This is a genomic window from Shewanella morhuae, assembly GCF_900156405.1.
GTDB lineage: Bacteria > Pseudomonadota > Gammaproteobacteria > Enterobacterales > Shewanellaceae > Shewanella > Shewanella morhuae.
Genome location: NZ_FTNN01000022.1, coordinates 15,772 through 37,155, shown reverse-complemented (window position 1 = coordinate 37,155; position 21,384 = coordinate 15,772). Strand labels below are relative to the sequence as shown.

Sequence of the window (21,384 nt, the reverse complement as noted above, 5' to 3'; positions counted from 1 at the left end):
GCATTCAGCAATAGATTATAAGACGCCACATCAAAAATATAATGAGTTAAAAAAAGCGGCTTAACATCCCTCCAGAAAAACTTGACCATTACACTATAGGAATTTGCTTTTTTCGGTAGCTATTTTTTATACAGTTTGGAGGGTAATCACTTGATATCGTTTTAGCTTTCTCATTATTTTACGCTCACTTTCGACTGATTGTTGACCTTGGTTGACAGCATTTTTGCCCCAGATTCACTATGCCACTTCACATTGGTGTACTGCATCAACCGGCTCCATTTAAAGAACTGCGATACGGCTGCGAGATAGTCTTTGTTACTCTTGTGACTTCTGCCCTCCTCTAGCAAGCAACCCTTGTATTCCATTGCCTCAGCGCTGGTTATGTCGAATACACCCTCCAAATGGGTTCGCTCAATAAAATGGCTAATACGTTGATTAAGCTGCTTTACCGTTAAGGCTGAGATGGACTGCTTCTGCTTGGAGGTAATAAACTTAGTCAGTGCATCCTGCAAAGTAATATTACACACTGATTTAGTTTGATTTTTACTATCAGCATTTTTTGATAATGCCAACGTTGTTTGTGGGGATGGATTGTCATCTGCCGAAGTAAATTGGGTCGGCCGTATGGGAGTAAACGCGGTCACTTCTCGAACTGGCTTAGCCTTGTCATCAAGCATATCTGTTACCCCAATAAAGCCTGCTCGGGTATCGTTAATCAATTGATTAACGTGTGCTTTAAACGCATCAGGCATTGATTGTGGGGTTAAGCTACTGATTAATGGCCGTAAGATACCCGCCACCACAAGGTTACGACCTATCGCGATTGAGCGCTGCTTAGTCAGTAAGGATATTTTGATGTCGGCAGAAAAGCCTTTATCACGCAGATAAACAGGCAACACCATGCGAGTGTAATAGGTACAATTTGTGGCTCTGAATAAGTACATATGTCTCAGTCATCCGTTTTGGGTCTGAGAATAGGATTTTTCAAATGCCAGAAAGCAAAAAAGCCATTGATTATCAATGGCTTTTTTGCTTTCTAATATGGCGGAGGAGTAGGGATTTGAACCCTAGGTGGGCTATAAACCCACGCCGGTTTTCAAGACCGGTGCATTAAACCACTCTGCCACCCCTCCGAACGAGACGCATAATATAAGCTAGCCCCTTTGCTGTAAAGCACTAACTCAACATTATGCACCAAGTGTTGATATTACACTCAATCCGCTGGATTTTGTTCCACATTTGACGTGACACCTACACGAGCAGTATCAGGTTTGGTAAAGTGTTTAGCAAAATCGCCCCACTCTTGCTGACTCTTAAGAATGTAGCCAGCTATGACTAAAATCGCGCAGCCTAAAATTCCCCAACCAATTGCAACCTCACCAACGCTTGCCCATACAGCCACTAAACTAGAGGCACCAAAGGCAATACTGATCTGCAAGAAGTTCTGTAATCCTGCTGCTTTGGCGGCGTTCTGGCTAAATTGCTGCAGTGCGCTGTTAACCACGATAGGGTAAATGGCACCATTGGCTGCGGCTAAAATAGAGAACGATATTAGCAGTGGGAAAATAGTGCTTGCAGGGAATACAAGCGTAAACAATACGATAGAAACAACACAGGCGCCAAATACCAATAGTAAAATATTTAGCGTTTGATTAGCTCCAATACGTTTTATCAGCAACTTACTCGCATAACCGCCAACTATAAACATTATCGTTTGCGGAATGAAGCTTAAACCGATTTCTTTTGCCAGATAACCATGCTGTTCCATAACAATCGGCCAAACAGTTAAATAGGCAAAGAATGCACCCGAACAGGCACCAAAAATCACAACGTTGCCTAAATAACGGGTATTTTTCAAAATATGACCATACGATACAGCTGCATGCTCGCTATGTTGATGTTGACTCTTACCAGGAACAAAATATAAGGTCATTAAAAGTAATAAAAACGCGATAATACACAATGATATAAAGATTGCACGCCAACCTAGCTCACTCAGAATATAAGCGCCAAGAATCGGTGCGAGTGCCGGAGATAACGCAACCAGTGGCATAATATTGCTGAAAACACTTTGAGCTTTATCAGTATCATATTTTTCAACGACAATGGCTTGCCAAATAACCCCTGCACTACAAGCACCAATGGCTTGGAAGAAGCGCGCAGTATTGAGCATTAAAATAGAGTCACTGTTGGCAATAAACACACTGGCAACGACAAATACCACTAAGCCAAAGATAAGCGCCCAACGTTTGCCTATTTTGTTGACTAAAGGCCCATAGAGTAGCTGTCCCAGCGCAAGACCAGCAAGGAAACATGTCAATGACATAGCAACCTGTGATGGCGTGCTATTAAATGAACCTTCAATTGCTTTGAACGCAGGAAGATACATGTCGGTGGCAATGAAACCAAGCATACTCAACATGGCTAAATAGAACAGAAATACAAAGAATTTGATGTTTGCAAAGGTGTTACTAGACGTTTTCATAAAATAATCGGGTCAGATTGACTAAAGTGTGCAGTCTAATAGCTTGTTAAATCTATGGGAAACGTTTATTTTTGACATATGTTATCAATAATTTTCATTGGAATGAGCGCCCGCTATGCTTTCAGAACAAACGCTAGAACTCATTGACATTGTGGCTCATGTAGGAAGTTTTACCGCTGCGGCGAATCGGCTGCATAAAGTTCCTTCGGCAGTGAGTTACGCCGTTAAGCAAATAGAGGAAGAGTTGGGCGTTATTCTCTTCGTTCGTCATCATCGTAGCGTGACATTGACCCCTGCGGGAGAGCATTTTGTTAAATATGCTCGAACGCTGCTCACGCAGATGGATGAGATGAAACGCGGGACACAACGCGTGGCGAATGGTTGGCAGCCAACTTTATCTATTGCGCTTGATAATATTGTGCGAGCCGACAGAATAAGCGTGCTGATTGCGGACTTTTATCGTCACTTTCATGATATTGAATTAATTATACGCATCGAAGTGTTTAACGGAGTATGGGAAGCGCTGGCTACGGGGCGCAGTGATATTGCGATTGGCGCAACAACGGCGATTCCGGTCGGTGGTGTTTATCAATATAAAGATATGGGTCAAATAGAGTGGGCGTTTCTGGTCAGCAAAAATCATCCATTAGCTAATATTGATCGCCCCTTAACCGATGATGAGTTGCGCCCTTTCCCCTCGATTTGTTTAGAAGATACTTCACGAGAAATCCCTAAACGAATGACTTGGCTACTGGAAAATCAACGCAGATTAGTGGTGCCAGATTGGATCCGCGCTGTTAACTGTTTCCGTGAAGGTTTAGGTATTGGTTATATGCCTGTACATTTGGCCAGTGTATTTATTAAAGCAGGTGCCTTAATCGAGAAACAGCTAGAAAACCCGAGGCAAATAAGCCCTTGCTGCCTAGCGTGGAATGCTGACAAAATGTCGCCAGCACTAGCTTGGGTACTAGAGTATTTAGGCGATACTGAAAAATTACATAAAGAGTGGTTAGCTTAAGTTGATTTACACTGAGTATGCTATTGCGGTGAGCTAGGCGATGACTTTCACCCATATCTCAGGTACGGTATTGCGATGCCAATTAAACTCATTTTAGGATTTTACGGGAACTTAATTCACTGTAAAAAATCAAAATGTTCAGTTAGGAAATGTGTTAACGGAGAACAACATGAGACAAGAAACCTTATATTCGACAAGTGCGTCAACATTGGAAGTAAACAAGCTTCTTAAAAATACTTATATGCTGTTGTCTATGACATTAGCCTTCTCTGCCCTGTGTGCGGGATTGGCAATGGCGTTAAATATCAGTCCGCTGGTATCGATTGGCTTATCGATTGGTGGCTTGGTGTTGTTGTTTGTGACTTTACGAAAAGCTGAATCTGCTGCGGGTATCTTTTGGATATTTGCCTTTACTGGTATGGAAGGCGCATCACTGGGTTATATGCTCAATCACTATGCTGGTATGGCCAACGGCCCGCAGCTGATTATGCAAGCACTGGGGTTAACTTCAGTGATTTTTGTCGCGCTATCTGCTTATGCAATAACCACGAAGAAAGATTTCTCTTTCCTGCGAGGATTCTTATTCGCGGGCTTAATCGTGGTAATTGCCGCCGCAGTAATTAATATTTTTATGGGTAATAGCGTTGCTTTTATGGCCATTAACGCTGGTTTAGCATTATTAATGACAGGTTTTATCCTGTTTGATACTAGCCGGATAGTCAACGGCGGTGAAACAAACTATATCCGCGCAACTATCTCGCTATATTTAGACTTTTTAAACCTTTTCATCGCGCTATTGAACCTTATGGGCATAGGCAACGATGATTAATCCTCGTTAACCTAAGTTTAGATAAAACATTGTAGTAAAAAGTCCTCTATGTGATTTAGCTTTTTTAGCTAATATTAATCTATCACACAGAGGACTTATTTATTTAGAGAGTCAATATTTTTACGATATCGATGATTTTTATACGGTATTTACTTCGCTTATCTTGTTTAATCCACTTAGCTCAAACCACTCACATTAGCTTACTCAATCCCCGAAAATCTAAAAGCGCTAACAAGGCCATTAAACGAACCAAATCGTTCGTTTTGCATGTTAAGCTATCATCTTCATCACAACTTTTTCAGCAGAAGCACTATATTCTATTATGAGTAAACTAAGTCGAAATGAAAGACGAGCTGTTATCCTCAAGTTGCTTGGCACACATAAACAACTCTCAAATCAACAGCTTTCTAGCTTATTGGCCGTGACTACCAAAACGGTTCGTTGTGATCTTGTTCAACTAGAAAAAGATGCATTGGTGAAACGCGTTCATGGTGGTGTCACGTTATCAGCGGGCTTGGATATTACAAAATACAGTTTTGATGCCATGTTAGCGGAGTTAATACAGCATCATTCGCTATCTGGCAATCTAGAGCTCGATTCACACCAAGGTAAATTAAACAAAATGAAACATAATGTATTTGTGCTTGGCTCATTCAATGTTGATATCGTTGCCAATTTAGAGCGTTTCCCCCAACCGGGTGAGACTATGCATTCAAGTAGCAGTAGTATTGGCGCTGGCGGTAAAGGGGCTAATCAGGCCTATGCAGCGGCTAAAAATGGCGCAAACATTACCTTTATGACCAAAATAGGTACTGACCAATTTAGCCAATTTGCACGTCAACACTTAAGCAGCACCGGTATAGACAACACCATTATTATTGAGTCATCCAGCAGCCCAACAGGCACAGCCCTGATTTATGTGAGTGAACAGGCTGGTGAAAATATGATTGCAGTAAACGAAGGCGCCAATATGACGATGACCGCCGAGGACATCTATTCGGCGAAACCGCACATTATTAATGCGGAATTATTTTTAACTCAGCTTGAAACCAGTTTTGATGCCATCAAGTTAGCGATGGAGATTGCCAAAGAGCATGGCGCCAAAGTGATCCTAAATCCGGCACCCTATCATAATAGAACGCCTGAATTACTGCCTTTTGTGGATATGCTCACCCCGAATGAAACTGAAGCTTCATTAATGACAGGGATAGAAGTGACTGATTTAGACAGTGCTAAACAGGCTGCTATTGCGATCAATGCGCTAGGTGTCACTTCGGTGGTGATTACGCGAGGAGCTGATGGTGTATTACTCTATGAGAATGGTCAGTTTATACAAGTTAATGTACTAAAGAGTGCTGTGGTCGACACCACGGGCGCTGGAGATGCATTTAACGGGGCGTTAGTTGCTCAGCTTGCTAAAGGCAGCACGTTGCATCAAGCGGCTAAATATGCCAATGCTTATGCGTCATTAGCTGTCGAACGCCTTGGCGCCGCAAATATGCCCGATGCTTCGCTTGTTGCTGCAAGGCTCAATGCCTAAGGCGTAGACGCATCAAGCGACGAAAGAGTACGCAATGCTGAATGTATTGGGTACTCTTATCCCCATGACATTAGTGCTCACGATATTGCGGTTACGAATTAATAGATAAAAAAATGCCAGTCAGTGATTAACGGACTGGCATTTTTTACGATAAATCTGCTCTAAGCACTTATTTCAAACGGGCGGCATAATCGATAATACTATTACGGTAGAGTGCTAATAGCTCAGCATCTTTTACCGCAACACCGACCTTTTGCGAGGCTTTATTCATCCATTCATCATGTAAATAAACGCGGCCATCAAATTTTTGAATGGTCATGCCTTCAGCAACACCGTCGGTAACAACCCGTATTGGGCCTTCTCTAAGCGTAAATAGCGCGGGATTAATTACATAAGCAATCGCCGATGGATCATGTACATGACAACCTTCTAGGCCCACTTTTTCAATATAAAATTTTAAATAGTAGCGGCTAACATCCCAAATGAACTGCCCTACTTCACCGGCATCATCACGCAGTTGATCAAGATATTCACGCGTAAAGAAACTTTGCTCCGTCACATCTAAACCAATAACAACCACTGGCCACGAGGCCGTCAGTACCATATCTGCAGCATGGGGATCGTCATGGATATTCGCCTCGGCAAACGGCGTGACATTACCACGGTGATCGTTCTCACCAAAAGCGCCGCCCATAATGACGACTTCTTTCACTAGGTCAACAATTGTCGGGTCTGCTTGAAGTGCTAAAGCAAGGTTGGTCAACGGGCCGATGGCAACTAAAGTTATTTCACCGGGTTCAGCTTTCACTGCATCGATAATGTATTGATATGCTGGACGAGGATCGGCTTGACCTTCTACTTCAGCGGGCACTTTTACATCACCAAAGCCACCTTCGCCGTGAACAACCACCGTTGGGCCAACAGGAGGACGAATGAGAGGCTTACTTGCGCCAGTGACAATATCGGCATTCAGTTGATATTTCTGTTTAAGGTAAAGAGCATTATGAGTCGCATCTTTGATGGTCACATTACCATAAACCGTGGTAATCGCTTTGAGTTCAATATCTGGATGCGCTTCTGCAAATAGGATAGCAAATACATCATCAATACCGGGATCTGTGTCTAATATAATTTTAGTTTTCATGTGGATCTCTGTCCTATTCAATTAGGTGAATCAATACACTATAGGGTTTTACTAAATACCTTATCACTACTCTTACAACCTATGCTAAGTATATCAATAAGATAGCTCGAGCCAATACAAGTAACTCTAGGTTCATTAGCACTTGTCACTTTACATAAATAATGTGAGTTTAAGTGTGATAGGTCACCAAACTTACCTAGGTAAATGAACAATTTGGTTCGTTAACCTCCTAGATTAGTAAAATGTGTCATTAAGCATCAAAGGACTGCAGTGATATTAACAAAATAGCAGTGATATTTGGCGGTTTTACTATGGTGAATCTTTTAGTCAACTTTAATGATGACATCCATCATTAAGCCTTTGAATATCAAATATTCTAACCGTAGCACTATTAAGGTGCATGGCGTTCAATGTAATGGCCACAAGGTGCTCGGTAAAATTGGACTGAAAGCGTTAATGCGAGGTGTGTTTGATTAAAGCGCAGGATCGGCAAGCTTAATTTATATCGTATTATTACTAATCTTTTATAATTAGTATATTGATTTTTAACAAAAAAAATTAATGTTTTATATATTAATCTATTTTTGGTTTTAATAAATAACATAACGTCGTGGCAAGTAGAACTGCCACGACGTTATGTTAGCAAACAGCTTAGAAACGATAATTAAAGCTTACGGTCATATTACGCGGTGTACCATAGTGGTAAACGCTATATGCGACAGAAGAAGCTGACATATAGGCATAATATTTTTCATCGAACAGGTTCTCTACGTTAAGTTGTAGATCCATATTGTCGGCCAAGTCGTAACGCGCCATCAAGTTGACTAGCGAGTAAGCATCTTGTTTAATTGTCACAGCACTTTCAGAATAACTATCACTCTGCCAGTTAACGCCACCACCGACGGTTAACTCAGGCAATAGATCAACAAACTGATAGGTGCTAAATAGTTTAAACTGCTTACTGGGGCTCGTTGTCGCAACGCGTTCACCGGCAGCATCTTCCGCTTTAAATTGCGAATATCCTGCGGTGATGTCCCAACCATCAACAGGCTCACCCACCACTTCTAGCTCGAAGCCTTTACTCTCAGTCCCTTGAGCCGCCTTGTAATAAGTCGTCGGTATACCACCAATGGTGATTGTACCTGCTTCGGTAGCGAGATTATCTTGCTCGATTTGGAATAGCGCTACAGTGGTGTGCAGACGATCATCTAAATAAGCACTTTTTAGACCAATTTCATAGGCTTGACCTTCGAGTGCATCGAGGAAATCACCGTTAATGTCTTTATAGTTTTGTGGGTTGAAAATTTCGGTATAACTGGCATAAATACGATGTTGGTCGGTAAGGTCATATAAGGCACCAATATAGGGTACAAATACGCCGTCATCACCAAAGTCAGTTACTGTGCCATAGCTAACACCTTCACGGTTCCAGCTTGAAATACGGCCACCAGCAATTAATTTTAGGTCATCAGTGATCGTCAATCGCGTTGCCGCATAAAAACCTTTTTGCTCTGTTTCCATGTCCATCTGACGATTAGCATCAGTTGACCACTGTGGTTCTGTAAATGCCGTGTTTTCCCAATCATAAAAATTATCGACTGGCTTATTATCCCAACCAGACATATCGTCGCGGATAGGCTCATAGGTGTCCGCATAGGATTTTTGTTTACTATATAGGGCACCAACGACCACTTCATGCTGAAGATTAAACAGTTCATAATCCCCTTTCAGCTGGAAATCGACATTATCAGAATTGCTCTCACCATGGCTTTGGTAACGCTGACCACTTAATCCGGCACCGGTTTCTTTATCAAGTAAACCAGACATATAGATCATTTTGTTGGTTGTTTCATACTCCATGCGATTATAGTTGGCCACCAATTGCCAGCCATTGCTGAAGTAATGATTCAAGTTAGCAAAATAGTTGATGTTGGTCGTTTCCCAGCGGCTCCAGTCTGCTGCTGTCGTGGTCGACACATCCCAATCGGCAGTCGTACCATCACTAAATACTGCAGGTAATGCGCCCCACATTGCTCCTTTAGGATTATTGTTGTTGTAACTACCACCCACCCGCAACATAGTGCTATCAGTAATATCGGTATCGATTACACCGTAAAGAATGGTCTTACGGTCTTGATAGAGATCTTGATATGAGTCGCTATTAACATATTTAGCCACCATGCGACCACGCACACTGCCACTGTCATTCAGCCCATTGGAGACATCAGCGGTGATCTGCTTTTTATCCCAACTGCCTGTGGCAACATCAATATTGCCCTGAAGTTCAGTGCTATCAGCATGTTTACGCACCAAATTGATTGAAGCGGACGGATCGCCCGCCCCCGTGAGTAAACCTGTTGCACCACGCACCACTTCAACGCGCTCATACAGTGAAACATCTGACACGGTTTCGCCCGCATCGCCGCCTAAGCTCCACGATAATGGTACGCCATCAATCTGATAGTTTTGTACTGAAAACCCGCGAGCACTAAAGCCGTTACGGACGTTGTCCGTTTTAGACGAAGATAATCCTATTGCGTTATTAACAACATCAACTACGGTATTTAATGCCTGATCCTGAATGCGCTCAGCCGTTAAAATCGATACCGACTGCGGAGTTTCCATCAGTGATAACCCAAGGCCCGTCGCCGTATCTATGGTCTTACTAACGGTGTACTTACCTTTTACGGAGATTTTTTCGATGTTTTGAGTATTGGTATCAGTTGTTGATTGTTCTTCGGCTAAAACCACTAAAGGGTTTAACGCCAAAGTAATCGCTGCAGCAAGGGGAAGTAAATTAAATCGCATAGTCTTTTCGGTAGTTAGTGTAAAGTATGCATACGGTAACACTATTGCGAATCAATTTCATTTGTATTTTGGTGATTTGGGTAACAAATTATCTATTAGGAGTGAAAATAATCAATGCTTAAATGATGCTATTGCCTTATCTGGTGGGCGTTTTGATAAGACAGCGTTATTTTTTTAACTGGTTTAAATTGGGACTCCTAATCTAAGCGACAACCCCTTCGTTAACTATCCGAATGGGTTGCCGCTGTTGAGTATTTCTATCGCAGCTTTGTTAATATTTACTGAATGCTATTTATTGGGCGAGTAGTTCATTAGGTACAGGCCACTTTGCGACCTGCCATTCACCTTGCCAATTCTCTATTGAGACCCATAGGTTATCGGTGGCGGCTAAACTTTTTGGGGCAATGGCATGCACATGCTGACCATGCTTATTACCATGTACAACACCATTCTCACTGCGTTGTAAAATATCCAGTGGTAATGCTTCTGGACCAATATTGGCATAGCCTTGACGTATATTGCCTATGTCGCCTTGCTCAAATATCAACATAAAATCTTTCACATAATCATCATGATGTGTATAGGGCGTGTTGAGATCTAATGGCATTGGCGCAATCTTAAACTCACCGACTTGCTGCGATGGCCATGCGGGTGGAAACGTGGGCGTTAAAGATTGATAAAGAAACAATAACGGCAGCAACAGAATGAGGCCATTGAGTTTATATTTATTTTTTTGCCAAAAAAGCGCGTAATTCATCGCCATTATCGAGCCTCTCCTAATATTTGTGCACCTAAGTCATCTGACTTTTGCGCTTTAAATGCGCGCACATGACGTAATCCCCACATCATAAACCCCGTGATCGACATGCCTGATAATATCAGTCCAAAAATGAACCAAATCATCTTGGTCCAAATCCCGCCTAAAGTACCGTAATGCAGTGGATCTGCAAGATGCATAATAGTTTGCATTGCTGTCATTGTTTCGGGTGATGAGGCACTTGCTACCTCCCCCGTCCAAGGGTTAATACTGAGGTTATAAACGTTTTGGTCGTAAAAAATATAATCGCCGCCACCGCTTAAATGGTACATGTCGCGATTGTGTTCAGGTTTCATCACATAATTGGGCTGAAAATCAGGGAAGCGTGTTTGTGCTAATGTTAACGCCTGTGCAAATGAAACGCTGGGTATGGGTGAGCTTGTGTCACCTTTCGGGCTAAAGGGTAATTGCTCAACGGCAATTAATGGTGCATGGGGCTCGATATCAATATCTGCATGCCAAAAAATTGCTTGCACTAAATACCATAATCCGGTTAGCGACATAATGGCAATAAACCAGATTGACCACACACCGGATAATTTATGTAAATCAGCTAAGAGTGTTTTTTTTACCTTGATTGATACGTAATTTAGGCGCAAAAAAACTCCGCCAAAAACGCTTGTAAACAATCAACCCAGTAACAAGCGACGCCAACATAAATAACGCCATCGAACAAACGAGGTAATAACCCACGCTATAACTGCCATGCCAAGGGAATAATAACCAAGAGTGCAAGGAGCGCATAAAACCAATAAACGTCATGCCCTCATTAATCTGTTGAATTTCGCCAGTATATTGGTTGACGTAAGCAATGGCGTAGGGTTTATCCACGTCAGTCAACATGATTGCATTCACCAGGTAAGGCTCAAAAGTCATCGCGCCGGTAACCGCCGCCGTTGGGTGCGCCTGCTCAACGATGGTCATTAGCTCACTAACGGGTTTAGCCGCTAAATTATCGGGATTTAATGCTCTAGACGCGGGGTTAGTTAACCAAGTTATCTCATGGCTCAATACTGCAATCGTGCCCGTCAAACAGATAAAACAAAATAACAACCATATTGGGAGTGATACCCAACCATGCAACATAAACCAGAATCGGTTACTGACCTTCGCCATTTGTGACTTTCCTAATACTTCTTTAATCTTGGCATTGTAAAGGTAATGCGAATTGTTATCAACGCGCTGGACTGGTTATTATTTTCAATTAGAATCCCAAACACAAAAAACGATGATGGGAATCACGATGCATAAAACCTTACTAGCCACGCTTATTTCGAGCCTGTTGCTTACGCCAAATTTGTACGCCGCACAAACTCAACCAGACACCAATATTGAAGTGATTAGTATTAAAGGAAGTCGTTTAGATAAAGCGGCAACAGCAACCGGCTTACCTTTGACGCTCAGGGAAACGCCACAGTCGGTCACTATTATAGATCAAGAGTTTATTCAGAGTTTTTCGCTTAATAATGTTGCGGACTTAATGTTTTTAACACCGGGCATTTCAGCACAAAAAGTAGAAACTAATCGTTACTTCTTTAGTGCCCGTGGCAATCCCATCACTAACTTTCAATTTGACGGTGTGCCGGTTAATTACTCCAGTTTTTTCAATGATGCATCAACTGATACCGTCATATTCGACCGTGTTGAAGTGGTTCGGGGAGCAACGGGATTATTAACGGGGGCCGGGGAACCCTCAGCCGCCATTAACCTTATCCGTAAACGTCCAAAGTCACCCCCTGGTGGTTACCTCAGTGCAAAGGCGGGGTCATGGGACAGTTACCGTGTTGAGGGCGATAGCTCAGTTGACATCACTGCAGACAGTGATGTTCAAGCACGATTTGCCGCAGCCTATGAAAAATCGAACAGTTTTACCGATCTAGCAGAAGATGAAAACCTACAAGTTTATGGTGTCGTTACCGCCAGATTAGGTGACAACACATTATTGACTGTAGGAGCAGATCACAGTGATCGCGATCCGAAAGGTTCCACTTGGGGTGCGTTACCACTATTTTATGCCGATGGCAGTCTAGCTAATGATCTACCCCGCTCGACGACAACGGCCGCAACTTGGTCAAGTTGGAAACGTCATGGCACTAACGTTTTTTCTACTGTAGATCATCGCTTTGAGAATGACTGGGAACTCAAATTCGACATTGAGCACCGTGAAGATAAAATGGATGGCCATTTGTTATTTTTGTATGGCTCCCCCGATAAAACTACTGGCTTGGGTATGGGGGCATCACCGATGATTTATCAATCCTCTCGTAAACAAGATGCGGCGCGATTATTTGCTTCGGGTCCATTTGAATTATTTGGTCGAGAACATCAACTCACAACGGGTTTGTTATATTCAAAACAAGATGTGACTGCTGATTCTTATTACTCAACAGATACGTTAAACGTAGGTAATTTCTTTGAGTGGGATGGCTCAATAACAGAACCTAATTATCCCTCTACACCCTCAACAGAAAAAACAGAAGAAATCCAAAAGGGCGCCTATATTGCCACCCAACTTAATCTGCACGACCAATTAACGCTGCTGCTCGGCAGTCGAATCAGCCAGTACAAAATCGATCCAGGCTATGAGCATAATGACGTTATCACTCCTTATGCGGGATTGGTGTACGACATTACTGACAGCGTGTCTATTTATACCAGTTACACCGAGATTTTTCAGCCGCAAGACGCAAAAGATGTCAATAACAAACGCTTAGATCCGACAACGGGTAATAATATTGAGCTGGGTAGTAAGGCCGACTTTTTCGACGAAAAACTCACTGCCAGCATCGCTATATTTAAAGTGCAAAAAGAAAATGTGGCAGAAAGAGATCCTAACAATAAAGACCCATTACCCGATGGCAGTTTCCCAATGCGTGCAGTGGATGGCACCAGTAACCGTGGTTTTGAAATGGAACTCACCGGAAGACCCACGGAGGATTGGGATCTGTATTTTAGTTACACCTATAGTGAGTCTGAGAAAGCCGATGGCACGGCTTTTAGTACCCATTTACCTGAAAACTTAGTGCGTTTATCTTCGCTCTATCATTTTAATGGTGCATTGGAAGATTTCACTCTCGGCGGTAATATAAGCTGGCAGAGCCAGATTTATGTAGAAAATGCAGGTCCTAACGGTGAGCGTTCACAGCAAAACAGTTATTTTATTGCCAACCTAATGGCCAGTTATCAACTCACTGACGCAGCAATCGTGCGGCTGAATATTCGTAACTTGTTTGATAAAAAGTATTATTCAAGTATCGATTTCTACGATCAAGGTTTCTTTGGCGAACCTAGCAATATCGAGCTCAGTCTGAGCTACAATTTCTAAGCTAATTATTGGTTATCACTATCATGGTGCCGCGCATAACTTTACAGTGCGCGGCACCATGATGCATAACTAGCATCTATGGAACATCATCCGACAAAGATCCAAATAATCAATTTTTTGAGCTCGAGCTTCAGTCCTATATAGACACTATCTCGTCCCTTGCCATTATAAAACCTATGCTCACGCTAACATCAAACCCTGCGCAATATTCAATCACATTGGCAATACTCGCATTTACGCAACGGTAAACGCTAAAGCAGAGATATGGATTTAACGCGCCCAAAGACAGATTTTAAGGCTATTTCAAATCAGTAGAATTGATAGCGATTGAATCAGGTTATTATTACTGCGATGTTTTACCTAGTGCGATGCCTAACGGTTCAAAGTAATTGATTAATGCTTGAAAAATGCGTTGTCGGTGGCTTTCATCTGGATAAGCGCCCTCCTTTGCTAATGCTGAAAAACGCGTACCTGACACCAAATAGGGGTTTGAAATTTCAGTATAAGACTCAATACATGCTTCAAAGGCCCGCGCCATCATCTCCGTCGGGCGCGAGAAATACTGCGTCTGGTATTTTTTGTCTAATGCTATCGCTCGGCGCACATAATCGTGGGGTTCATCGTTATTGCCAGTTAAAAATGTCACCTTAAAGATGTCAGATAATCGTGTATTGAGTGGATGTTCGATAATGGGTAAATCGGCTAACCAAAGATCGCTCGCACATTGAAAGCGCTTAGTTGAAGATTGGAAGGATTTTTCCGCAATGTAATGGTCAAACGCATGCCAAAACTCATGGGCTAATGCACCTGCACCCGCATTTTTAGCTAACGCTAACTCTCGAGTCGTGGGCGCATAATGGGCCTGCACGCCCTTTTGTCCACCATGACCAAAGGCCAAACTCACCGTTTGCCGCAGCCCTAAAGTCAAGGGCGGCAATTTTAAGATAAACGCCAGATCGGCGAGCGAATCAAACACCAAATCCGCCGCAATACGCGATTCTTCCCGCGTAACCCAGCGGCCAACGCGCACATGGCTAAAACCAAAGGTCTGTTTGATATCCAAAAAAGTCACCTGTTCGCCAAATCGATAATCTGGCCCGTGGCGAGTATATTGCTGATTGATTAACACGGCTTACCTTGAGCTTGTCGCGCACAATGGATGATTAACAATGGCGTTTACAGGGATATTTTAGAGGAAATAGCAACGGCATAATAGACATGTTACAAAGATAGTAGGTATACATACTTATTCTAAAATATGCAGTTTTAAAAATATAACCCCGAGAATTTTTTAACCAAAATGCAAATGAATGAATTTATATTCAATTTAAACCACGTTAGCTCTGTCCTGCGGCTAACGTGGGTACAGAAAATAGAGTCTAGGATTAACACCTCGGCACAGATACAGGGGCGATACTGAAATGCCCCAAATTACCGCCAATAAATACGTTTAACTGACTGGTGTGATGCGCCTCAATGGTATCTTATCTGCGTGACATTATTGCCAACCACAACCCTAGCCACGTTTAGTGCCCCATGGATCATTATCATCAGTTGATGGACTCGGCCCTGAGCGCTCCGTTGTTCTCGGCTCTGACCTGTCTCGACGCTGTGTATAGCCGTTATCTGAACTGCCATAGGAGGAACCAGAAGCGCTTTTGTTACGTTGATGTGCGCCTGAGTTTACGCCGCGTCCACCCATGGATTTTTTAGCCGAATTTGGATGCCTGTTACCTGCTTCGTATTCTGCACTGGCTTGGGCCTGCATTTGGGCGATGGATTCTATTGTCAATTCCATCGGTTTACGCGGTGCTAAACCCGCGGCAAATCCTCTTTCACGTGGCTTGAGCTCAAACTGCTCACCAATAGCCTTAGGCATACGCTTAAAGCGATATAGGTAAAAGTTTTCAACTTTCTCCCGCGCCCACTCCGTTTTTTTGAGGAAAGTAATACACGCTTCAACGGTAGGATTGGTATTAAAGCAGCCTAATTTCAATGCTGCATATAAAATTTTCCAGCCATAAAAGTCGACTAACTCGGTGATCATGGTCTCAAGTTTAAGGCCGTGTAATGGATTATTTTGTTGCTCTTCAATCATGGTAGTTCCAAATTCAGCCCAATTGGCTGATTTTACTGTATTAGTTTACTGTAAGTATGTTGTCTATTAGGTGAATGCCCTTTAGACCAACAGGGCAAAACTGGAGGAATAATAACGGTAAATACGCTAAACGCCTCCTTTTATTTACGTGAGCATGGGGCTAAGTAGGCCTACAGTCGTATTTAATCCACATAAAACGACTAGCGACTATCGTAAAAAATTTACCATTAACAGTGCATATGCTGGCGTAACTGCTATCGTGCCAAAGGCTTAACACTCATCTATCTTATTATCGCCCCCACTGATAACACGGCGACAAAGTGCATTATAACGCCTTCCTAATTAGTAGTTACATCATCTGATTTATAGCATGGCTCACATACTTGCTCGCATCTTTGGGTCTTAGTCTGTATACTCCGCGACCTTATTATTCCAACTTTAGCGCAAACTTAATGTTTGGCTGGTGTTGGCAAAGCGCATGTTTCATTTTGAGGCTTGTTTGTCACCCTCCCCGTTAGCAAATACCTAGGAAAGCTCCTTTGATCTCTACCGCGAACATCACGATGCAGTTTGGCCCAGAGCCATTGTTTGAAAATATTTCAGCGAAATTTGGCAATGGTCACCGTTATGGTTTGATTGGCGCAAATGGCTGCGGCAAATCGACCTTTATGAAGATCCTTAGCGGTGCTTTAGCGCCAACCTCAGGTAATGTGTCCATCACACCCGGTTTAAAAGTCGGTACTCTGAGCCAAGATCAATTTGCGTTTGAGCAATACAGTGTCATTGATGCGGTGATCATGGGTGATGTTGCCCTATGGAAAGTAAAACAAGAACGCGATGCAATTTACGCCAAGCCTGACATGACAGAAGACGATGGCATGCGTGTAGGTGATTTAGAAAGCGAATTTGCTGAAATGGATGGTTACAGCGCCGAAAGCCGCGCGGGTGAAATTCTGCTCGAAGCGGGGATTGAAGAATCCTTCCACTACGGTTTAATGCAACAAGTCGCACCGGGTTGGAAATTACGCGTCTTGCTAGCACAAGCACTGTTTGCTAACCCAGATATTTTGCTACTCGACGAACCGACCAACAACTTGGATATCCATACCATCACCTGGTTGGAAGCCGAGTTGAACAAACGCAAATGCACTATGATTATTATTTCCCATGATAGGCATTTTTTGAATGCCGTTTGCACCCACATGGCCGATATCGATTACGGTGAACTGCGCATTTACCCAGGTAACTACGAATACTTCCTCGCCCAATCAGCCTTGATCCGTGAGCAATTATTATCAGGCAATGCTAAGAAAAGTGCTGAAATCGAAGAGTTACAAGACTTCGTTAACCGCTTTGGTGCTAACGCTTCTAAAGCGAAACAAGCTAGCTCACGCGCCAAGAAGATGGACAAAATTAAACTGGATGATGTGAAATCATCTAGCCGTATCCACCCTTCTATTCGCTTTGATGCTGGCAAAAAAATGCATCGCCAAGCATTGATTTTAGAAGATTTAGCCCACGGATTTGATGGCGAAGTGTTATTCGAAGGCGGTGATTTAATCCTCGAAGCTGGCGCTAAACTGGCTATTATCGGCGAAAACGGTGTAGGTAAAACGACCTTTTTACGCTGCTTAGTCAACGATTTAGAGCACAACAAAGGCGTGGTCAAGTGGTCAGAAAACGCATCCATCGGTTACTGTCCACAAGACAGCAGCAGCGAGTTTGATAATGACTACACACTGATGGATTGGATGAGCCAATGGCGCTTACCTAAGCATAACGATTTAATGGTGCGCGCCATGTTAGGTCGCTTGCTGTTCACCGAAGATGATGCCAACAAAAAAGCCCGTAACTGTTCAGGTGGTGAGAAAAACCGCTTGTTATTCGGCAAGTTAATGATGCAAGACATCAACGTGTTGATCATGGATGAGCCTACCAACCACATGGATATGGAAGCGATTGAAGCATTGAATAATGCTTTGAAAGATTTTGAAGGCACTTTGATATTTGTTAGTCATGACCGAGAGTTTGTATCGTCATTAGCAACACGCATCATTGATATTAAAGATAAAAAGATAACAAACTTCCAAGGCACTTTCGAAGAATATCTTTCAAGCCAAGCTGAAATGGAAGCGAGAAAAAGCGCATAATATTGCTCGACTAACTCGTATCGATTAGCACCGTTTTATTGCATTTAAGAGTCGTCATTGGTATCCAATGGCGACTTTTTTATTGAGTGCAAAACAATAAACCTGCTATAGCTTGGCCTACAAACAATAATAGTTTTCTTTAATTTGTCCTGCTCGATAAGCCATTATCTATTGCATTAAAAAGCCACACCGCACTGAGAAAGATTATCGTTAGACCAAGCCCTGTTGCCGATAAAGTAAATCGTCGGCAGTCCACTCACATATCTCACCAATACAAAAACTTAACGGTGCAGTCCTTAAACCCCTAGGTTACACTGACGGTGTCATTGACTGGGATGGAACCGCTTATGAGCCAACGTACGTTACACTCCTTATTTAAACCCACTTCGGTGGCCATTATTGGCGCATCCAATACTGAAAAACGTGCTGGTAACGTGTTGATGAAAAACCTGCTATCCGCGGGATTTTCTGGGCCAATCATGCCAGTCACACCTAAATATCGGGCGGTGATGGGCGTGCTCGCGTATCCCAATATTCAGGCTTTACCGATTAAGCCCGATTTAGCGGTTATTTGTACTCGTGCTTGCCGTGTGCCCGCCATTATTGAAACCCTTGCTCAGTTTGGCTGTAAAGTCGCCATTATAATGGCCTCTGGTATGGCGCAGGAATTTAATGAGGAAGGCGTGAGCTTACTTGAACTGACCATGCAACATGCAAAACGTTATGGCATGCGGATTCTTGGACCAAATAGTTTAGGAATATTATTACCAACGCTGGGGTTGAACGCCAGTTTAGCCCATGCAGGTGCCCTTCCTGGTAAAATCGCCTTTGTGTCACAGTCTGCGGCAATTTGTACCACAGTGCTTGATTGGGCAAATAATAAAGGCATTGGCTTTTCTTCTTTTATTTCCCTTGGTGATGCTACCGATATTAGTTTTGATGAGTTACTGGATTATCTTGGCCGCGACAGCCGTACCAGTGCGATTATGCTTTATATCGATTCAGTCAATGAAAAGCGCCATTTTCTCTCTGCAGCGCGCGCAGCTTCACGCAATAAACCTATCTTAGTGATTAAATCAGGCCGAAGCCCTGAGGGTGCGCGTGCGGCAAAACTGCATACAGGCGGCGTGGGCGGAAACGATGCAGTGTACGAAGCGGCGTTTCGCCGTGCTGGTATGCTGCGGGTTAACGATTTAATTGAATTATTTGCTGCGGTAGAAAGCCTCGCGCATTCTAATCCGCTGCAAGGTGAGCGTTTAGGTATCATCAGTAATGGTGGCGGCCCAGCGGTGCTTGCGGTCGATGAGCTCATTATGCGCGGCGGTAAACTTGCCGAGCTTACCGATGGCACGATTGCACTACTTGATGGCGTGTTACCCAATATATGGTCAAAACAAAACCCACTGGATATTATTGGCGATGCTAACGCAGAACGTTATGCTAAAGCGTTAAATATTTTGATGGATAGCAATGAATTAGATGCCATTTTAGTGATGCACTCTCCATCAGCATTGGGTGAAAGTGTTGAAATAGCCGATGCATTAATTAACACCATTCATGCGCATCCTAAAAAGAATCGTTTAAATATTCTCACTAACTGGAGCGGTGAAGATTCAGCTTATCAAGCTCGTAAACGCTTTACCAAAGGTGGCATTGCAACCTATCGTACGCCCGAAGGTGCTGTCGGTGCTTTTATGCACATGGTGGAATACCGCCGCAACCAAAAGCTGCTGCAAGAAGTACCGCAATCGATTCCCGATAATATCCCTACCGATAGCCAAACGGCACGCAAATTACTGCAAGCGGCTCAAGCTAAAGGTAAATCCGTATTAGAAACTCACGAGGCCAGCCCTATTTTGCGGGCCTATGGGCTTAATACTATCGACACTTGGTTTGTCAAAGATGCCGATGAAGCCGTAGCCATTGCGAACGAAGCGGGCTATCCCTTAGCCTTAAAAGTGCAGTCCCCCAATATTTTGCATAAATCCGATGTCCACGGGGTGATGCTCAATTTAACCTCGGCCGAAGATATCCGTCACGCCGCAAATGCCATCACCCAAAGGGTGCATCAAGCCAATCCTGAGGCGATTATTGAAGGCATGATAGTGCAGAAAATGGCCTTAACCGCAGGCGCGCAAGAAATTCGTGTGGCAGTGATAAGCGATCCCGTATTTGGCCCTGCGATTTGTTTAGGTGAAGGCGGCTCAGAATGGGATCCGACTAATGACGCCGCCGTGGCACTGCCACCACTGAATATGGCACTGGCACGGTATATGGTGATCCAAGCATTAAAGACCCATAAATTAAAAGACCGACATTTACCGTTGGGGCTCGATATGAATGCCCTGTGCGTAATGCTCACGCAAATATCGCACATCATTATCGATTGTCCTGAAATCGCCTCGTTAGATTTAAATCCTGTGTTAGCAGCAGGTGAAAACATCACCCTGCTTGATGTCAATATCCGTTTGCATGAGGCGAATGCTGACAACTCTACTCGCATGGCCATCATGCCGTATCCAAAAGAGTTAGAGGAATTTGCGGTGCTTAAAAATGGCCTTAAGGTCATGCTGCGACCGATTTTACCGGAGGATGAACCAAAGCATTTAGCCTTTGACAACTCGCTATCCGATGAAGACAGATACAAGCGTTATTTTGGCGTGCGCTCAAAAATGACCCATGAAGAAATGGCAGTGTTAACCCAAATTGATTATGCCCGCGAAATGGCTTTTATCGCCACCGCCAAAGGCCCTGATGGCGATGATATTACGCTTGGCGCGGTACGCGCTTCAATTGATCCTGATAATACAGAGGCCGAATTTGCCATGGCAGTGCGCGGCGATCACCAAGGTATAGGTTTAGGTAAGTTATTACTGGAAAAGCTAATTAAATATTATCAAGCCAATAACACTCCTGTGCTTGCAGGGTTTACCATGTTTGAAAATCGCAATATGGCAAGTTTAGCTAAAAGTTTAGGCTTTAAAGTCACCTTCGATATGGAGGAGCATTTAATCAAAATGCACATGGATTTAACGCCTCCCAGTGATAAGTAGCATTTATCCATAAAGCCACTATCACTTTATAAAATACACACAAAAACGCCGCAAATCCCTGCGGCGTTTTGTTATCTTGGGTGTTGTACACTATTGTCATTGGGTCATTAAATATGA

At 43.2% G+C, this 21,384-nt stretch carries 13 protein-coding genes, 1 tRNA gene and 1 pseudogene; 6 read left to right on the top strand and 9 right to left on the bottom strand.

Annotated elements, in window-relative coordinates:
* Positions 1–173 precede the first annotated feature (173 nt).
* The 3 genes from BW947_RS18810 to punC all read right to left on the bottom strand — a co-directional run bounded on the left by BW947_RS18810 (position 174) and on the right by punC (position 2,485).
* Positions 174–944: a hypothetical protein gene (locus tag BW947_RS18810; protein WP_076502180.1), complete on the bottom strand. Its 771-nt coding sequence runs from the start codon at positions 942–944 to the stop codon at positions 174–176.
* Positions 945–1,042: 98 nt separating this feature from the next.
* Positions 1,043–1,133 (bottom strand) — tRNA-Ser (locus tag BW947_RS17880).
* Positions 1,134–1,213: 80 nt separating this feature from the next.
* Positions 1,214–2,485 (bottom strand): purine nucleoside transporter PunC, encoded by a 1,272-nt coding sequence (punC, locus tag BW947_RS17875; protein WP_076502178.1) that lies wholly within the window; start codon positions 2,483–2,485, stop codon positions 1,214–1,216.
* Between the two features lie 115 nt (positions 2,486–2,600).
* On the opposite strand from punC, the gene punR reads away from it, so the two are divergent.
* The 3 genes from punR to rbsK all read left to right on the top strand — a co-directional run bounded on the left by punR (position 2,601) and on the right by rbsK (position 5,872).
* The gene (gene punR, locus BW947_RS17870; RefSeq protein WP_076502175.1) at positions 2,601–3,503 is read left to right on the top strand and encodes a DNA-binding transcriptional activator PunR; all 903 of its coding nucleotides are present in this window, start codon (positions 2,601–2,603) and stop codon (positions 3,501–3,503) included.
* A 169-nt stretch (positions 3,504–3,672) separates the two neighbouring features.
* Positions 3,673–4,332 (top strand): Bax inhibitor-1/YccA family protein, encoded by a 660-nt coding sequence (locus BW947_RS17865; RefSeq protein WP_076502173.1) that lies wholly within the window; start codon positions 3,673–3,675, stop codon positions 4,330–4,332.
* Positions 4,333–4,654: 322 nt separating this feature from the next.
* A complete protein-coding gene (gene rbsK, locus BW947_RS17860) occupies positions 4,655–5,872 on the top strand; it encodes a ribokinase (protein ID WP_076502170.1) in 1,218 nt (405 codons plus the stop codon).
* A gap of 169 nt (positions 5,873–6,041) precedes the next feature.
* On the opposite strand, the gene BW947_RS17855 is transcribed toward rbsK, so the two are convergent.
* From BW947_RS17855 to BW947_RS17840, 4 genes and pseudogenes are all read right to left on the bottom strand, one after another.
* Positions 6,042–7,016, bottom strand: a complete 975-nt coding sequence (locus BW947_RS17855) for a nucleoside hydrolase (protein ID WP_076502167.1) — start codon at positions 7,014–7,016, stop codon at positions 6,042–6,044.
* A 651-nt stretch (positions 7,017–7,667) separates the two neighbouring features.
* A complete protein-coding gene (locus BW947_RS17850) occupies positions 7,668–9,824 on the bottom strand; it encodes a TonB-dependent siderophore receptor (RefSeq protein ID WP_076502186.1) in 2,157 nt (718 codons plus the stop codon).
* Positions 9,825–10,116: 292 nt separating this feature from the next.
* Complete coding sequence (locus BW947_RS17845) at positions 10,117–10,587, bottom strand: hypothetical protein (protein ID WP_076502165.1); 471 nt, start codon at positions 10,585–10,587, stop codon at positions 10,117–10,119.
* Positions 10,587–11,757 (bottom strand): annotated as a pseudogene (locus tag BW947_RS17840) (PepSY-associated TM helix domain-containing protein). Before BW947_RS17840 ends, BW947_RS17845 begins: the two are co-directional and overlap by 1 nt.
* A gap of 127 nt (positions 11,758–11,884) precedes the next feature.
* On the opposite strand from BW947_RS17840, the gene BW947_RS17835 reads away from it, so the two are divergent.
* Positions 11,885–13,966, top strand: a complete 2,082-nt coding sequence (locus BW947_RS17835) for a TonB-dependent siderophore receptor (RefSeq protein WP_076502183.1) — start codon at positions 11,885–11,887, stop codon at positions 13,964–13,966.
* 343 nt (positions 13,967–14,309) lie between these two features.
* Here BW947_RS17835 and BW947_RS17830 read toward each other — a convergent pair whose 3' ends face one another.
* Together BW947_RS17830 and BW947_RS17825 are read right to left on the bottom strand one after the other, a co-directional pair.
* Positions 14,310–15,095, bottom strand: coding sequence for a CLCA_X family protein (locus BW947_RS17830; protein ID WP_076502163.1), 786 nt, complete (start codon positions 15,093–15,095; stop codon positions 14,310–14,312).
* Positions 15,096–15,482: 387 nt separating this feature from the next.
* On the bottom strand, positions 15,483–16,064 hold the full coding sequence (locus BW947_RS17825; RefSeq protein WP_076502160.1) for a VF530 family protein: 582 nt from the start codon (positions 16,062–16,064) through the stop codon (positions 15,483–15,485).
* 539 nt (positions 16,065–16,603) lie between these two features.
* Here BW947_RS17825 and BW947_RS17820 point away from each other — a divergent pair.
* Together BW947_RS17820 and BW947_RS17815 are read left to right on the top strand one after the other, a co-directional pair.
* Complete coding sequence (locus tag BW947_RS17820) at positions 16,604–18,214, top strand: ABC-F family ATPase (protein ID WP_076502157.1); 1,611 nt, start codon at positions 16,604–16,606, stop codon at positions 18,212–18,214.
* Positions 18,215–18,561: 347 nt separating this feature from the next.
* Positions 18,562–21,267 (top strand): acetate--CoA ligase family protein, encoded by a 2,706-nt coding sequence (locus BW947_RS17815; RefSeq protein ID WP_076502156.1) that lies wholly within the window; start codon positions 18,562–18,564, stop codon positions 21,265–21,267.
* Positions 21,268–21,384: the final 117 nt, after the last annotated feature.

What these genes read in the sequence shown, in the direction of transcription:
- BW947_RS17850 (WP_076502186.1), bottom strand. Translation starts at nt 9,824, where the DNA reads ATGCGATTTAATTTACTTCCCCTTGCTGCAGCGATTACTTTGGCGTTA.
- BW947_RS17835 (WP_076502183.1), top strand. Translation starts at nt 11,885, where the DNA reads ATGCATAAAACCTTACTAGCCACGCTTATTTCGAGCCTGTTGCTTACG.
- BW947_RS17825 (WP_076502160.1), bottom strand. Translation starts at nt 16,064, where the DNA reads ATGATTGAAGAGCAACAAAATAATCCATTACACGGCCTTAAACTTGAG.
- BW947_RS17815 (WP_076502156.1), top strand. Translation starts at nt 18,562, where the DNA reads ATGAGCCAACGTACGTTACACTCCTTATTTAAACCCACTTCGGTGGCC.
- punR (WP_076502175.1), top strand. Translation starts at nt 2,601, where the DNA reads ATGCTTTCAGAACAAACGCTAGAACTCATTGACATTGTGGCTCATGTA.
- BW947_RS18810 (WP_076502180.1), bottom strand. Translation starts at nt 944, where the DNA reads ATGTACTTATTCAGAGCCACAAATTGTACCTATTACACTCGCATGGTG.
- BW947_RS17845 (WP_076502165.1), bottom strand. Translation starts at nt 10,587, where the DNA reads ATGGCGATGAATTACGCGCTTTTTTGGCAAAAAAATAAATATAAACTC.
- BW947_RS17855 (WP_076502167.1), bottom strand. Translation starts at nt 7,016, where the DNA reads ATGAAAACTAAAATTATATTAGACACAGATCCCGGTATTGATGATGTA.
- punC (WP_076502178.1), bottom strand. Translation starts at nt 2,485, where the DNA reads ATGAAAACGTCTAGTAACACCTTTGCAAACATCAAATTCTTTGTATTT.
- rbsK (WP_076502170.1), top strand. Translation starts at nt 4,655, where the DNA reads ATGAGTAAACTAAGTCGAAATGAAAGACGAGCTGTTATCCTCAAGTTG.
- BW947_RS17865 (WP_076502173.1), top strand. Translation starts at nt 3,673, where the DNA reads ATGAGACAAGAAACCTTATATTCGACAAGTGCGTCAACATTGGAAGTA.